Annotated in this window: 18 protein-coding genes; 17 read left to right on the forward strand and 1 reads right to left on the reverse strand. The window is 33.5% G+C overall.

What is annotated here, in order from left to right; genetic code table 11:
• Positions 1-333 precede the first annotated feature (333 nt).
• From lpdA to BD847_RS12675, 6 genes are all read left to right on the forward strand, one after another.
• The gene (lpdA, locus tag BD847_RS12650; protein WP_115888632.1) at positions 334-1,722 is read left to right on the forward strand and encodes a dihydrolipoyl dehydrogenase; all 1,389 of its coding nucleotides are present in this window, start codon (positions 334-336) and stop codon (positions 1,720-1,722) included.
• Positions 1,723-1,916: 194 nt separating this feature from the next.
• Entirely contained in the window at positions 1,917-2,408 is a 492-nt protein-coding gene (locus tag BD847_RS12655; protein ID WP_115888633.1) for a TPM domain-containing protein, read from the forward strand.
• Positions 2,409-2,568: 160 nt separating this feature from the next.
• Positions 2,569-2,952, forward strand: coding sequence for a YdeI/OmpD-associated family protein (locus BD847_RS12660; RefSeq protein ID WP_115888634.1), 384 nt, complete (start codon positions 2,569-2,571; stop codon positions 2,950-2,952).
• Between the two features lie 101 nt (positions 2,953-3,053).
• A complete protein-coding gene (locus tag BD847_RS12665; protein ID WP_115888635.1) occupies positions 3,054-3,734 on the forward strand; it encodes a DUF4919 domain-containing protein in 681 nt (226 codons plus the stop codon).
• Positions 3,712-4,188: a GNAT family N-acetyltransferase gene (locus BD847_RS12670; protein ID WP_115888636.1), complete on the forward strand. Its 477-nt coding sequence runs from the start codon at positions 3,712-3,714 to the stop codon at positions 4,186-4,188. Before BD847_RS12665 ends, BD847_RS12670 begins: the two co-directional genes overlap by 23 nt.
• A 19-nt stretch (positions 4,189-4,207) precedes the next feature.
• The gene (locus BD847_RS12675) at positions 4,208-4,597 is read left to right on the forward strand and encodes a DUF1801 domain-containing protein (protein WP_115888637.1); all 390 of its coding nucleotides are present in this window, start codon (positions 4,208-4,210) and stop codon (positions 4,595-4,597) included.
• 219 nt (positions 4,598-4,816) lie between these two features.
• Here BD847_RS12675 and BD847_RS12680 read toward each other — a convergent pair whose 3' ends face one another.
• The gene (locus BD847_RS12680; RefSeq protein WP_115888638.1) at positions 4,817-7,324 is read right to left on the reverse strand and encodes a M14 family zinc carboxypeptidase; all 2,508 of its coding nucleotides are present in this window, start codon (positions 7,322-7,324) and stop codon (positions 4,817-4,819) included.
• Positions 7,325-7,505: 181 nt separating this feature from the next.
• On the opposite strand from BD847_RS12680, the gene BD847_RS12685 reads away from it, so the two are divergent.
• From BD847_RS12685 to BD847_RS12735, 11 genes are all read left to right on the forward strand, one after another.
• Positions 7,506-8,000 (forward strand): DinB family protein, encoded by a 495-nt coding sequence (locus tag BD847_RS12685; RefSeq protein WP_115888639.1) that lies wholly within the window; start codon positions 7,506-7,508, stop codon positions 7,998-8,000.
• A gap of 12 nt (positions 8,001-8,012) precedes the next feature.
• A complete protein-coding gene (locus BD847_RS12690; protein ID WP_115888640.1) occupies positions 8,013-8,609 on the forward strand; it encodes an NAD(P)H-dependent oxidoreductase in 597 nt (198 codons plus the stop codon).
• A gap of 37 nt (positions 8,610-8,646) precedes the next feature.
• The gene (locus tag BD847_RS12695; protein ID WP_147298511.1) at positions 8,647-9,264 is read left to right on the forward strand and encodes a hypothetical protein; all 618 of its coding nucleotides are present in this window, start codon (positions 8,647-8,649) and stop codon (positions 9,262-9,264) included.
• Positions 9,265-9,777: 513 nt separating this feature from the next.
• Complete coding sequence (locus BD847_RS12700; RefSeq protein ID WP_115888642.1) at positions 9,778-10,263, forward strand: SRPBCC family protein; 486 nt, start codon at positions 9,778-9,780, stop codon at positions 10,261-10,263.
• A gap of 31 nt (positions 10,264-10,294) precedes the next feature.
• Positions 10,295-10,720: a hypothetical protein gene (locus BD847_RS12705; protein WP_115888643.1), complete on the forward strand. Its 426-nt coding sequence runs from the start codon at positions 10,295-10,297 to the stop codon at positions 10,718-10,720.
• Positions 10,721-10,936: an ArsR family transcriptional regulator gene (locus tag BD847_RS12710; RefSeq protein ID WP_115888644.1), complete on the forward strand. Its 216-nt coding sequence runs from the start codon at positions 10,721-10,723 to the stop codon at positions 10,934-10,936.
• Between the two features lie 83 nt (positions 10,937-11,019).
• On the forward strand, positions 11,020-11,388 hold the full coding sequence (locus BD847_RS12715; RefSeq protein WP_115888645.1) for a nuclear transport factor 2 family protein: 369 nt from the start codon (positions 11,020-11,022) through the stop codon (positions 11,386-11,388).
• A gap of 60 nt (positions 11,389-11,448) precedes the next feature.
• On the forward strand, positions 11,449-12,495 hold the full coding sequence (locus tag BD847_RS12720; protein ID WP_115888646.1) for a serine hydrolase domain-containing protein: 1,047 nt from the start codon (positions 11,449-11,451) through the stop codon (positions 12,493-12,495).
• Positions 12,496-12,500: 5 nt separating this feature from the next.
• Positions 12,501-12,923, forward strand: a complete 423-nt coding sequence (locus BD847_RS12725; RefSeq protein WP_115888647.1) for a DUF1801 domain-containing protein — start codon at positions 12,501-12,503, stop codon at positions 12,921-12,923.
• Between the two features lie 6 nt (positions 12,924-12,929).
• Positions 12,930-14,027 carry an MBL fold metallo-hydrolase gene (locus tag BD847_RS12730; protein ID WP_115888648.1) on the forward strand — a complete coding sequence of 366 codons (1,098 nt, stop codon included), beginning with the start codon at positions 12,930-12,932 and terminating at the stop codon, positions 14,025-14,027.
• 107 nt (positions 14,028-14,134) lie between these two features.
• Positions 14,135-14,659, forward strand: coding sequence for a GNAT family N-acetyltransferase (locus BD847_RS12735; protein ID WP_115888649.1), 525 nt, complete (start codon positions 14,135-14,137; stop codon positions 14,657-14,659).
• Positions 14,660-14,667: the final 8 nt, after the last annotated feature.

A 14,667-nucleotide genomic window follows, 5' to 3' on the forward strand; every position in this document is an offset into this window, starting at 1 on the left:
CCATAGATTATAGAAATTAACACTGATTTTCAAAATCATTTTAATCCTCTAATCTGTGGCTTTTCTTATAACATCGATATTGACAAAACGGGTTAATTTTTTAGATTAAATTTCTAAATTTCAGTTTTTGATTCATAATTCACAATTAACAATTCACAATTACTCAAGTTTCTGTGAAAAGGTCAAAACCTGAATAGCTAAAAATAAAATTACAGGCGTTTTTTTAAAATAAATCCTTAAATTCGCAATCACAAATAATATAAAGAAAAATCGGAAATCGAGTTTCGGAATTATACTTCTCGTTTTCGATAGTAAATACTAAAAACCAAAAAAATGAAATACGACGTTATTGTTTTAGGAAGTGGTCCTGGCGGATATGTAACAGCGATTAGAGCTTCACAATTGGGCTTCAAAGTAGCTGTGGTTGAAAAAGAAAACTTAGGTGGTGTATGTTTAAACTGGGGATGTATCCCAACAAAAGCATTATTAAAATCAGCTCAGGTTTTTGATTATTTAAAACATGCTTCTGATTATGGATTAAAAGTTTCTGAATTTGACAAAGATTTCCCTGCAGTTGTACAACGTAGCCGTGGTGTTGCTGAAGGAATGAGCAAAGGAGTTCAGTTCTTGATGAAAAAAAACAAAATTGACGTTATTGAAGGTTTTGGAAAACTAAAACCAGGAAAAAAACTTGACGTTACTGATAAAGACAATAAAGTTACTGAATACAGCGCTGATCATATTATTATCGCTACTGGTGCACGTTCTCGTGAATTACCAAACTTACCTCAAGATGGTGTAAAAGTAATTGGATACCGTCAGGCAATGACTTTGCCTACACAACCAAAATCTATGATTATTGTTGGTTCTGGAGCAATTGGAGTTGAGTTCGCTCACTTCTACAACTCAATGGGAACTGAAGTTACTATTGTAGAATTTATGCCAAACGTAGTTCCTGTAGAAGACGAAGATATTTCAAAACAATTTGAGCGTTCTTTGAAAAAAGCCGGAATTAAAGTTATGACTAACTCTTCTGTAGAAAAAGTAGATACTACAGGAAACGGAGTTAAAGCAACTGTAAAAACAGCAAAAGGTGAAGAAGTTCTTGAAGCTGACATCGTACTTTCTGCAGTTGGAATCAAAACAAACATCGAAAACATCGGTTTAGAAGAAGTTGGAATCGCTGTTGACAGAGATAAAATCTTAGTGAACGCTTACAACGCAACTAACATTCCTGGATATTATGCAATTGGAGATGTTACTCCTGGTCAGGCTTTGGCTCACGTAGCTTCTGCTGAAGGAATTAACTGTGTTGAAAAAATCGCTGGTTTACACGTAGATCCAATCGATTACGGAAACGTTCCTGGTTGTACTTATGCAACTCCAGAAATTGCTTCTGTTGGTTTAACTGAAAAACAAGCTAAAGAAAAAGGATACGAATTAAAAATTGGTAAATTCCCATTCTCAGCTTCAGGAAAAGCTAAAGCTGCTGGAACTCCAGACGGATTCGTAAAAGTAATTTTCGATGCTAAATACGGAGAATGGTTAGGATGCCACATGATTGGTGCTGGTGTTACAGATATGATTGCTGAGGCAGTTGTAGCTCGTAAACTTGAAACTACAGGTCATGAAATCCTTAAATCTATCCACCCTCACCCAACAATGAGCGAGGCTGTTATGGAAGCTGTGGCTGATGCTTACGGCGAAGTAATTCACTTGTAAAAATACCAAGAAGAGGCACAACAGTGCAGCTTAACGGTTACATATAATTTTCAATTTAAAGAAATCCGGTTTTCGAAAGTTAACCGGATTTTTTTATGCTATTTTACTAAAAATAAAAATGTTTTCTACAAACAATTTGAACATTGCTTTTTGGGAATAAAGCTTTATTTTTGCAGTCCCTAAACAAATCTGCCATGAAAAAACTATTTTTCGCTTTAACAATTTTGCTGTTGCTCCCAAATTATATTTCTGCTCAGTCAAAAACAGAACAACAGAATATTTTTTCAAAATCATATAATTACGTCAATGACTTTGAGAAAATATTAACCGAAAAACAGATTGAAACGCTAAATACAACTCTAAAGACTTTTGAAAAAAAAGCGCTTTATAAAATAGTTATTGTGAGCGTACCATCAATAAAACCTTATGATAGTTTCCCGGAATATGCACACGGATTGGATCAATATCTGGCAAGCGATCCAAAATTAGATCCAACTATTCTAATTGTTGTAAGCAAAACATTGCGCCAAATTCAGGTGCTGAGCATCGATCTTATTCGTTATAAACTAAGTGACGATGAAACACAAAGTATCCTTACTAATTTCACTATTCCTGAATTTAAAAAAGGAGATTATTATCAAGGTCTGGAAAATGCTGTGACACAGATTATCGATAAAATGAAATAATCGAAATTATATTAAACTATTCAAATCCGATTTGTAGCTGCAAATCGGATTTTTTATTTCAAAACGACTTATAAGATTATTTTTCAGATAATTAACTACTTTTACTACTGACATACTGCTGTCACCATTTCATTTTAATTTTACTAAAAAATAAAAGTTTATGGAAACAAAAGATGGAAAAATAGCAATTTACGCCGAAACCAGAGCGGACTGGAGAAAATGGCTAACAGAAAATAGCACAAACGAAAAATCAGTCTGGCTAATATTATACCATAAAAAAAGTAAAGTCAAAAGTGTAAATTTAATAGAAGCAACTGAAGAAGCGCTTTGTTTTGGCTGGATTGACAGTTTATGTAAAAAACGTGACGCCGAAAGCTTTTATTTGACTTATTCGAAACGTAATCCCAAAACCAGTAAATGGAGCAAACCTAATATAGAAAGAGCAGAACGCATGATTGCTGAAAATCTAATGACGGAACACGGGCAAAAATTAATTGATCTTGCAAAAGAACAAGGAAAATGGATTAAGGAAAGTGAAGTTTAGTACCAATCACTTCTTTATAAGAAGCCTTAAATTGAGCAAGTTAATTTTCTTACAATCTCATATTTAATTTTTGTACTTTAGTTTAACTAAAACCTTAAACTATGATTCGAAAAATTATACTATTGACCGTTTTACTAGTTTCAACCCATTTATTTGCACAGGAAAACAGCTTTAGCATTCCTGACTACAAATCCATAGAAAAAGAAATAAAGGACAAAAAATCGGCATTTTTTTATCCAAACCTTATGGAGCGTTTGACAAAAAATGATACGCTTTTAACTCCCGATGAGTTTCGTCATTTGTATTTTGGTTACGTTTTTCAGCCAAAATATAATGCTTTCTGGAGATCGCCGGATGAAAAAAAATTACGAGAGTTTTACGGCAAAGATAAACTTGAGACATCAGATTATGATGAAATCATAAAACTTGCTGAACATTCTTTAAGTGAATTTCCTTTCGATTTAAGTCAACTTAATTATCTAGCCTATATTTATCATCTTAAAGGAGATGAAAATGCTGCTAAAATAACATCGTTTAAATTTCACAGCATCATAAATGCTATTTTTTCATCCGGTGACGGAAAAACATGCGAAAGCGGCTTTTATGTTCTTTTGGTTGATCATGAATATGTGCTTTTAAAACTTTTCGATGTAGAATCAGAATCACAAGCTTTAGTTGGTAATTGCGATTATCTGAGTTTTGAAAAAGGAAAATATAAAGTCGACGGCATTTACTTTAATATTGAAAAAATGCTTGAAAATGAAACAAAATCATTCCGATAAGGAAGAACATATAGATCCAATTATAAAAATAGTTGAGGCTCAATCCAAAGATTATAAACTTTTGCGGGAAATATTTCTAAACGAACGGCAAAATGCTTTTTTCTGGCAAAATTCCTCAGATTTTTTATTAGAAGATTTTGATAAACAAACACAAGGAGAATTTATCCTGATTGCTTTTATTGGCGATATACCAATTGGTTTTATTTCGATTTGGATGCCCAACAATTTCATTCACCATTTGTATATTGATCGAAAATATCAGAAAAAAGGAATTGGAACTCTGTTATTAAAAGAAGCCATCAAATACACAAAATTCCCTCTTACTTTAAAGTGTTTGGAAAACAATCTAAAAGCTGTTGAATTTTATAAAAGCAAAGGCTTTATTGAAAAAGGAAAAGGGCAATCTGAAAATGGAAATTATATTTTATTCGAGCTGTCGAATGAAATAGGTTAAAGAACTAAAATCAAAAATCATGAATCCGGAAATCCAAACATATAACGATTCTCAAAGTAATGAAGACAAAATTATTTGCGATATCCTAAGTCAGGAAATAAACAGTTTTTTGCACGAAGCCGAAAACAAAATCTGGCATCGTCATCCGGTTTGGTTTTTGGACGGAAATCCTGTTGCGGGTTACAGTAAACTAAAAGATTCGGTTCGATTGCTGTTTTGGAGTGGCCAATCGTTTGAAGAAAATGGTCTTCAAAACGAAGGAAGTTTTAAAGCAGCAGAAATTCGTTTTACAAAGGCAGACCAAATAAATGTTGATGATCTAAAAAGATGGCTCGAAAAAGCACGAAACATTCAGTGGGATTATAAAAACATTGTAAAACGAAAAGGCGTTTTGATTCGGCTGAAATAATTTTTATTATTCAAACTAGTAGAAAATACCTTCTTTTCAGTTCTTATAAAAAAGAAACTTCTCGCTAGCCCCGATGGAAATGGCATCCTTTTTCTGGCTTCTTTAGCCGGGAAAAGATATAATGGACAGCGGGAACGTTATTTCTGCTGAAAATCTGAATTTATGCTCCTAAATAAAAAAATGCTCTTCCGAATATTTCTAGAAGAGCATTTCTTTTTATTAATTGACTAAAAACAATGAATTGCTAAATAAAAGAATTCCGTTTTCCCAAAAACCTCTAAAGAGCGGATTATCCATCATGTAAATTACAGATCCGTCGCCTCTTTTATCGACTGCAAAAGTCACCGTTTCCGGAAGTTTTTTCTTGATGTCGTTTCCAACAAAACCATAACTCAAAAAGTTTTTAGGAATATACGCCACGTTGATTGCATTTTTTAAAAGTGAAAATGATCTTTCATTAGTTTTAAGACTATAATAGGTGTTTCCTAAACCAAACGCCATTGGGTATGTTTTGTCTAATTTATTCTCGATAATCGCGCCCGGAATGGTTCCTGAAATTTCTCTTCTTTCTGATCCTTCAAAGTCTAAAAAGCGTTTTTTAAGCTCTATTTCCTTTTCTTCTTTTTCTGATTTCTCTTTGTCTTCTTTGCTTGCGAACATGCTTAAAGCATAACCTTCGCGATCCTGAAATAGCGAAATAGCACTGCTCATTGCGATTACTTTTCCGCCGTTTTTAATCCATTCGTCAATGTGTTTTTTCTGATCGTCTGAAAAATCATAAGAACCGTCAGAAAGTATTAACGTATTGTAATTGTACAGTTTAACTCGATTGAAATTTGAAGTTTCAACAATACTTACCGGATATTTTATAACTTCATCCAAGTAATGCCAATTGGCGCCAAACTCAGTCGAAACAATCCCTTTTCCTGAAAGCATCAAGATTTTTGGTGCTTTTAAGAGAACAAAATTTTCTCCTCCAATATCTTTTGAATTGGTCGAAAATCCTGTACTGATAAAACTGTAATCTGATTTAATTTTGATGATTTCGCTGACTGTTTTTTCAAAATCGGTAATTTTAGGATTATCAGCACGGCTAATAATCAAACCTCCCGGTTCGATTGTTATGGTTCCGAAAACTGCTTTTTTCATTGCCGAACGCACTTTTATTCCCGCCTGATGCAATAACGAAACCACTTGAGCTGAAACTCTGCTGTTCCAAGGCACGTAAAAAGCATATACGCTGGCCGGAATATTTTTTGGAGCAACTTCAATTGCCGTTTTCGTTTTTACCGAAACTGTATTTTTTACAGCGTAACCTTCAATTCCATAAGCCAATGGCAACGCCCAAGCCGTAATATCATATGATAAACTGTCGTTTAATTTTTGATTTGGTTCGAATAAAACCTGCGTTAAAACTGATCTTGGCTGATCTGCTCTTATGATTAAATCGTTTGGTTCGATTTTGAAACTTTCGTTTTTCTTATTTTGATAATGAAAACCTGAAGCGCTGGCATCAGCATCGGCATAGCTGAATTCAATATCATTCTTTTTCAGCATTTCGGTCAATTGTTCCACTTTTGCATTGCTTTTTAGAACATACGTATTGTAAACGCCTTTTGCTTTTTTACGTGCGTTTGCATGAAAATCTCTAAAGCCTTTTAAAAGAACATCTTTCTGTGAAGCTGCACTTTCAACAACCGTCAAAACTGCCGTTGCGTGATGCGTTAAACGGTCTTTTATGGTTACATTTGAGCCGTTTTCCATTGTTACTTCTCGGCCTGCTCCTATTCCGCCTTGCTCTAGCGTTAATCCGACAGCTCCATTATAAGTTGGATATGTGTCTCCATAACTCGGATAAAACAAATCGAAACGCTCTCTGGTGTTGTACATCCAGTTTTGTTTGTCGAATTTCTGCGAAATATTTTTACCTAAAACATTATGAAAATCTTTTTGGTACTGCTCGATAAATTCGTGAAGCGGTTCGGCAGCCGGAGGAAAAAAGTACGGCGAATTGTAACTCATTTCATGAACATCTGTATGAACCTGAGGCATCCATTGATTGTACACTTTTATACGTTGCTGTGATTCGGCTTGCGTTTGCCACGCCCAATCTCTGTTTAAATCAAAAAGATAGTGGTTGTATCTTCCGCCCGGCCACTCTTCCATATGTTCTCTGTCATACAAACCTGGATGTGTTTTTTTTCCTGATATTTCGCGAAGCCAATTTCCGTAACGAGAATAACCGTCAGGATTGATACACGGGTCCAAAATCACAATGGTATTTTTAAGCCACTTTTTGGTTTCTTCGTTTGACGGATTCAAAAGTTCATAAGCCACGGTCAAAGCGCTTTCGGTTCCGGCAAATTCGTTTCCGTGAACGTTAAAGCTTAACCAAACAATAATTTTATCTTGCGCTGTAGCCGATTTTGAATCGGAAAGTCCAATTGAAGCCAAATTATTTAATCGAATTTGCTCCAGATTTTTCAGGTTTTCGGCATCTGAAATAAAATATAAATCTAAATCGCGCTGTTCGTTTGTTAAACCATATTGCTGTTTTTTAATTAAAGCTGAATTTTCAGTCAGGTATTTAAAATAATCTTCTACTTGATGATAATACGAAATTTGTTTTCCGTAATTCGGAATAAACTCTTGTGGTGCTTTTAATTGTGCAAAAGCAGAATGAGTTGTGATTAAAAGCAATACTGCGACGCAAAATATTTTCTTCATAATTGAATTGAATTTGTAGGTTGTTAAAAATAAGGATTAACTTTATAACAATTTAAAAATCGTAATAAATATTATTTTTTTAATTAAAATATTGCATTATATATTCAGAAGTAGATTTTTCACAACCTTATTCTAAATCTGGCTTATATTTATAATTTCGTTTATCCAAACAAAATATACTATGGACAATGCTCTGAAAGAAATACTTTGGCGCCAATTTGCAGGAAGTATAGATATGCTCAAAAATGCTGTTGAATTATGCCCGCAATCATTGTGGAACTCAGATTTATTATTCGGTTACAACGCCTTTCACACAGCATTCTTTTTAGATTACTATTTAACCCTTGAGCCGAAGGGTTTTGTTCCGCCCAAACCTTTTTCACTTTCAGAATTTGAAGACAGAATGCCTGAACGAATATATACCAAAGAAGAAGTTTTAATTTATTTGGAATTTGGACGCGAGAAATTGCGTCAGCTGTTGGCCGAAATGACCGATGAAATTTATAAAAGCAATTGGGAAAATGAATCGAAAACCATGTGCTATAATATCATTGAAATATTGCTTTATAATATGCGCCATGTACAACATCATACCGCTCAGCTGAATTTATTATTGCGTCAGAATATAGATGATGCCCCTCAATGGGTTCGCGAAGCTAAAGACACACTTTACTAAATTATCATTGTTATGAATATTCTAATCATTTACAGCCACCCTAGCAAAAAATCCTATACTTTTCAGGTTTTAGAAAGGCTTAAAAAAGTTATTTCAAAACAAAACTGGAATCTCGAAATCTCTGATTTATATGCTTCAAACTTTCAAAGCGATTTGTCTGAAACGGAATATGAAAGAGAAGGATTTGCAAAACTTGATCTTCCAATTTCTGAAGATGTTTTAGCTGAACAGAAAAAACTAGAAAATGCAGATTGTGTTATTTTTCTTTATCCGGTTTGGTGGAGCGATTGTCCGGCAAAGTTGAAAGGCTGGTTTGATCGGGTTTATTCGGTTGGATATGCGTACGGACAAACGGAATCTTTTCCGAAAATGAAAACAGTTCCTTTTGGATTAGTGATATGCACGGCAGGTCATCCAAATGATTTTTTAGAAGAAATTAAAATGGCGCAAAGCATGGAAACAATTATGCTAGAAGACCGACTTGGAAAACGTTTTGAAAATAAAGAAATGCTGATTTTGGGTGGTACTTTGGAACTTGAGAAAGTTATGGAAGGTCATTTTTTGGAGATTGAAAATATTTGTAAGAAAATCGAACAGTATTTTACTTAAATCAATTATTTTAGACCAAAATAAAATTGATTTAAAAATGGCCGTTAAAAAAAGTGTCTTAGAACAACTTTCTGATCGCGAATTAGAAAATTACATTAAACCAGAAACTACTTTCGTTCCCGAGGCTACAAAAATTGCTTTTGAAATACTTAAAAAAAGAGGCCGAGAATTTTCATCCGAAGAAACAGATTCAATTAATTTTTTGATTCATAAAACCGAGGACAAAAAAATACGCCCTATACATGAAAATCATATAAAAGCTTCAAATTTTATTTTTATTTCAATAGCTATTGGTATAATAAATTTTCTTTTAGCTGTGAAATTTTCACAAAATAAAATAGGATTCTTTTCTGCTTTCATTGCATTTATTTTTATTGGAATTATTGGATATTTAATTCGAGAAGGACGTGACTTAAAAGTATTTCTATTAGTGTTGTTCTTACTCGGATTACTAGGTTCAATTCCTGCTTTAATTTCTGACTTAACTTATTTTCCAATAAGCGGAATTCTAAGTCTTTCTCAAACAATCTTACAACTTCTTGCTATAATTTTTCTTTTTATGATTCCAAAGAAATTTGAAAGTATAAATAACAATGAATTTGAAACCTGGCTTTCTAGTGAAAATGGGGAAGATATAGAAAATAGCAAGTTATAATTTTTGAGAAACCTGAAAGGTTTTCAATCCCGAGGCTTCGGGACTGTGGGTTTACTAACCAACGAATCACCATATAAAACCTCAAACCGGACTGAAGTCCGGCCCTACAAAATGAATCGAGCCAAAGGCTCTTTTATTTAAAGTTCCGAAGGAACGATTTATATTGTAGGGCTGGACTTCAGTCCAGTTTAAATAAAAGCATATCAAATAATAAACCCGACAGTCCCGAAGCCTCGGGATTAAAAATCTGTCGGTTTTATTGCAGAGAGTCCTTATGAAAAAAAACTATTCTTTTATAGCCCCGATGGGAGCGGTATCCTTTTATGGCGGGGTTCGCCATAAAAGATTTAGCGGACAGCGGGACGAGTGTTTCTTATAAAAATCCGATTTTATGCTTCTAAAAACCAACATAATACTTGTCTGAAATCCCCCTCAAAATTGTCGCTTAAACACCCTAACTTATTGATTTTTAAATAATAAATTTGATATTCAACTTTTAAAAAATCAAACAAGATGAGCGCAACAGATTTTACAACAACAATACAAGTCGATCAATCTCCCGAAGAAGTTTTTAATGCCGTAACCAATGTACGCGGTTGGTGGTCTGAAGAAATTGAAGGAAATACAGCCAAGCTAAATGATGAATTTGAGTATCATTTTGAAGATATTCATCGCTGCAAAGTAAAATTAATTGAAGTAATTCCGAATCAGAAAATCGTTTGGCTGGTTGAGGAAAACTACTTCAAATTTACCGAAGACAAAACTGAATGGACCAATACAAAACCTACTTTTGATATTTCAGAAAAAGACGGAAAAACAGAACTTCGTTTTACGCATTTTGGCTTAACCTCAGAATATGAGTGTTTTGAAATCTGCCGAGGTGCATGGACAAATTATATTCAAAACAGTCTCCGAAAACTAATCGAAACCGGAAAAGGAGAACCCAACGCAACCGGAAAACCACAAACTGAAAACGAAAAAAGATTATCTTCAAAATAATTTCATAAATTAGTGAGCTAAAACTTTATTTATGAACCCTATTTTAAGAAATACTCTGGCAGTTATTGTCGGAATTATTATTGGAAGTATTGTCAATATGAGTATCATTTTAATAAGCGGTTCAATTATCCCACCTCCAAAAGGAGCGGATAATACTACAATGGAAGGCCTAAAAGCAACGATGCATTTATTTGAGCCTGAACATTTTCTGTTTCCATTTTTGGCGCATGCCATTGGGACGTTTTCAGGAGCTACGGCAACTGCAATAATTGCTTTTAATCATAAAAAGAAACTGGCACTGGTTATAGGCGCTTTCTTTTTGTTGGGTGGTATTGTCAGTGTTTGCTCGCTTCCTTCACCAATGTGGTTTACGATCGTTGATTTACTTTTTGCCTATATTCCGATGGCGTATTTGGCTTTGAAATTAACCTGCAGAAAAAAACCTAAACTTCATTAAATGAACACTAAACCTGTTAAAATTAAACCTGCCAAAATGTGTTACGAACATATTGGCGGAAAACTAGGGCAACTGCTTGCGCTAACTTTTGCAGAAAAAGGATGGATTGCCAAAAAAAATCCGACGGATAAACATTTCTATATTACAGATTTAGGGCAAATTGAATTTACAAAATTAGGAATCGATTTAACCGATATTAAAGCCGAATCATTATAATTTTTATTTCTGAAATTCATTTATTTTAATCAGAACCATACTTCAAAATTTCATAACTTAGTTTGCTTTTACAACCAGAAATCATGACTAAGAAAGAAATTGCCCAAGACTTCTTAAAACTCGCTGCAAGCGGGCATTCGCATGAAGCATTCCGCCTTTATGTAAGCAAAAATTTTAAACATCATAATGCTTATTTTAAAGGTGATGCCCAAACTTTGATGCTGGCAATGGAAGAATCATCACGCACAAATCCGAATAAGATTTTTAAAATTCATCATATTCTAGAAGATGAAAAATTAGTTGCCGTACATTCTCATCTCAAACAAAATTCGAAAGATATAGGTTTTGCAGTTGTTCATATTTTAAAATTTAAAGGAGATAAAATAGTCGAACTTTGGGATTTAGGGCAACCAATTCCAACGGAAACTATTAATGAAAACGGAATGTTTTAACTAATTGTGAATTATAAATTATTATCTGAGACTAAAACCTAAATACACTAAAACCCTAAAATGAACTTTTTAACCAAAACACTTTTTTTGCTTCCTTTCGTTTTTCTTTTTTCAAACTGCAATTCTTTTGCTCAAAAAAAAGAAAATTATGCTACACAAATTGATAGTCTCATACAAAATACTTCACCCGTTTTTAATGGTGTAATTCTGATTTCAAAAAACGAAAAAACATTATATTCGAAAGCCAAAGGATTTGCGAATTTTGAAACTAAAAAACCTTTGACACTGGATAGCCAATTTGAAATTATGTCAATTACCAGACAAATTACGGCTACTTTGGTTTTGAAAGAAGTTGAGCAAGGTAAAATTGATCTTAACACTCCAATAAAAAAATATCTTCCAAATTTAAAACAGACGTGGGGAGATACTATAACAGTTCATCAGTTATTAAATCATTCGCATGGAATCATTGATTTACAAAAACCTTTACTTTTTAAACCTGGAACCGATTTTAAATATGGTAACGAAGGCTACCCAATACTTGGTCAAATTCTAGAATCTGTTTCAAAAAAAACCTATTCGGAACTGGCAAATAATCTATTTAAAAAACTCAAAATGAATAATACATTTTGTTATTCAGAAAATAACAATAGAAATTTAGTTACAGGATATATGAATAACAATAATAATTTAGAAAAGGCTCAGAATAATTTAATAACTCTGTACAAAGTTCCTTCCGGAGGCCTTATTTCTACTGTAAATGATCTTTTAATTTGGAATAATAATCTTCATAAAGGAAAAATTCTAAAACCTGAATCATACAAATTAATGACATCGTACACAATTCAAAATCAGCATAATTTCTTCGGAAAACAGAAAGAAGGATATGGCTACGGATTAAGGATTATAGAAAAAGAACCTGTGAAATATCTGGGACACACTGGTCTTGGTAATGGATTTTCTGCTGTAAATTTGTATTTCCCTGAAAGCGGTATCAGCATGATTGTTTTAGAAAATCAAATGCCTGAAGATTCTAATTTGTTTTATGCTTCTGAATTTAAGATTAAAAACATTCTTTTTAAAAGCGGTTTATTCAATAAAAACTAAATCAAATGGCTAAAAATAAAACCACCGAAACCGAAAGCAGTGTGACTGATTTTATAAACGCTACCGATGATGAAGCTAAGAGAAATGATGCTTTTGAACTTGTAAAAATTATGCAGAAAACTTCGGGTTTTGAAGCCAAAATGTGGGGACCAAGCATTATTGGTTTTGGAAGTTATCATTACAAATATGCAAGCGGACATGAAGGTGATGCACCTCTTGCAGCATTTTCACCAAGAAAAGCGGCTATTTCACTTTATCTTCATGTACCTGCCGAAGAAAGGGAAAAAACATTAGCAAAATTCGGAAAACATAAGTCAGCAAAAGGCTGTATTTATATCAAAAAACTGGCAGACATTGATGTTGAAACACTCAAAAATATGATTTCAATATCAGTAAATGAATTACAAAAACAATATCCTTCTAACTAAAAATATATGATTCTTACTTTATTTCTTCTTTTAGCCGCTATTGTAATTTACTTTTTATATCATCCAAGATATGGAAAAAGGCCATCCGGCGAAAGACTCGCTCTTATCCAAAAATCGCCTCAATACAAAAATGGAAAATTCGAAAACCAAAGTTTTACACCAGAACTTGCAGAAGGTTATGGCTATTTTGATGTTTTAAAAGAATTTTTCTTCAAAAAAGTGGACCGTAAAATTCCAACTGATGTTATTCCGTCTATAAAAACCAATTTGCATGAAATTCCGTTAGAGCAGGATATTCTAGTTTGGTTTGGACATTCGTCTTATTACATTCAGCTTGAAGGAAAACGTTTTTTAATTGATCCTGTTTTTAGCGGCAACGCCTCTCCCATTTATGGAACCACAAAAGCTTTTAAAGGAACTGAAATATACACCGTTGCCGATATTCCGGAAATTGATTATTTATTGATTACGCACGATCATTACGATCATTTGGATTATGCTACAATTACTGAGCTAAAACCGAAAATAAAAAAGGTAATTACGGCGCTTGGTGTTGGTTCGCATTTTGAATTTTGGAAATTTCCTTCTGAAATCATAATCGAAAAAGACTGGCACGAAAAAATCGAACTTGATGACAATTTAACACTTTACACCGCGCCATCAAGACATTTTTCAGGAAGAAGTATTAAACGCTGCAACACGCTTTGGACTTCTTTTGTTTTAGAAACGAAAGATTTTAAAATGTATTTGGGAGGTGACAGCGGTTACGATTCGCATTATGCTGTTATTGGCGAAAAATATGGTCCTTTTGATATTGTACTTATCGATAATGGTCAATATAATCCCGCCTGGAAATACATTCATAATCTGCCGGAAGATGTTGTAAAAGCGATAAAAGATTTGAAAGCCAAAAGAGTTTTTCCGGTTCATTCATCAAAATTTGCATTGGCATTGCATCCTTGGGATGAACCTTTGAAAAAAATAACGGAATTGAATGCGAATTCGGAAAACCCAATTCCGTTAGTTACGCCTAAAATTGGTGAATTAATAGAATTAAAAAATGATAAACAGGAATTTCAACAATGGTGGAAAGGGGTTAATTAATTATTAATTGATAATTGATAATTTGAGCGCGGGCTTCTCCCGAAGCCTCGGGACGCTCAGCCTGACAATCTGTACAGAACTTGAAACCTGAAACTTGAAACAAAAAAATGAACAACTATACCATTCGAAACGCAAATCCTTCAGAATTTGAAGAAATTGGAAAACTTTTAATTCGCGTTTATTCGGCATTAGAAGGTTTTCCGAAAGAAAATGAACAGCCTAATTATTATAAAATGTTGGCCAATATTGGCGATTTTACTAAACTTCCCGATACTGAACTTTTGGTTGCTGTTGATGACAACAATACGATTTTAGGCGCAGTTGTATATTTTAACGACATGCAATATTATGGTTCCGGCGGGATTGCAACACAAGAAAAGGATTCGGCAGGATTTCGTCTGCTTGGCGTTGATGCTACAGCAAGAGGAAAAGGAATTGGTAAGCTTTTAACTTTAGAATGCATTCAAAAAGCAAATTTAAATAAACGAAAACAGCTTATAATTCATTCCACTTTAGCAATGAAAACCGCTTGGGGAATGTATGAAAATATTGGTTTTAAAAGATCTGAAGATTTGGACTTCATGCAAGGAGAACTTCCTGTATTCGGATTTAGATACCAATTTATTTTATAAAAAAACCT

The sequence above is a fragment of the Flavobacterium cutihirudinis genome (genome assembly GCF_003385895.1).
GTDB lineage: Bacteria > Bacteroidota > Bacteroidia > Flavobacteriales > Flavobacteriaceae > Flavobacterium > Flavobacterium cutihirudinis.

Coding starts and splice junctions, on each gene's coding strand:
- lpdA (WP_115888632.1), top strand. CDS start 334: ATGAAATACGACGTTATTGTTTTAGGAAGTGGTCCTGGCGGATATGTA.
- BD847_RS12655 (WP_115888633.1), top strand. CDS start 1,917: ATGAAAAAACTATTTTTCGCTTTAACAATTTTGCTGTTGCTCCCAAAT.
- BD847_RS12660 (WP_115888634.1), top strand. CDS start 2,569: ATGGAAACAAAAGATGGAAAAATAGCAATTTACGCCGAAACCAGAGCG.
- BD847_RS12665 (WP_115888635.1), top strand. CDS start 3,054: ATGATTCGAAAAATTATACTATTGACCGTTTTACTAGTTTCAACCCAT.
- BD847_RS12670 (WP_115888636.1), top strand. CDS start 3,712: ATGAAACAAAATCATTCCGATAAGGAAGAACATATAGATCCAATTATA.
- BD847_RS12675 (WP_115888637.1), top strand. CDS start 4,208: ATGAATCCGGAAATCCAAACATATAACGATTCTCAAAGTAATGAAGAC.
- BD847_RS12680 (WP_115888638.1), bottom strand. CDS start 7,324: ATGAAGAAAATATTTTGCGTCGCAGTATTGCTTTTAATCACAACTCAT.
- BD847_RS12685 (WP_115888639.1), top strand. CDS start 7,506: ATGGACAATGCTCTGAAAGAAATACTTTGGCGCCAATTTGCAGGAAGT.
- BD847_RS12690 (WP_115888640.1), top strand. CDS start 8,013: ATGAATATTCTAATCATTTACAGCCACCCTAGCAAAAAATCCTATACT.
- BD847_RS12695 (WP_147298511.1), top strand. CDS start 8,647: ATGGCCGTTAAAAAAAGTGTCTTAGAACAACTTTCTGATCGCGAATTA.
- BD847_RS12700 (WP_115888642.1), top strand. CDS start 9,778: ATGAGCGCAACAGATTTTACAACAACAATACAAGTCGATCAATCTCCC.
- BD847_RS12705 (WP_115888643.1), top strand. CDS start 10,295: ATGAACCCTATTTTAAGAAATACTCTGGCAGTTATTGTCGGAATTATT.
- BD847_RS12710 (WP_115888644.1), top strand. CDS start 10,721: ATGAACACTAAACCTGTTAAAATTAAACCTGCCAAAATGTGTTACGAA.
- BD847_RS12715 (WP_115888645.1), top strand. CDS start 11,020: ATGACTAAGAAAGAAATTGCCCAAGACTTCTTAAAACTCGCTGCAAGC.
- BD847_RS12720 (WP_115888646.1), top strand. CDS start 11,449: ATGAACTTTTTAACCAAAACACTTTTTTTGCTTCCTTTCGTTTTTCTT.
- BD847_RS12725 (WP_115888647.1), top strand. CDS start 12,501: ATGGCTAAAAATAAAACCACCGAAACCGAAAGCAGTGTGACTGATTTT.
- BD847_RS12730 (WP_115888648.1), top strand. CDS start 12,930: ATGATTCTTACTTTATTTCTTCTTTTAGCCGCTATTGTAATTTACTTT.
- BD847_RS12735 (WP_115888649.1), top strand. CDS start 14,135: ATGAACAACTATACCATTCGAAACGCAAATCCTTCAGAATTTGAAGAA.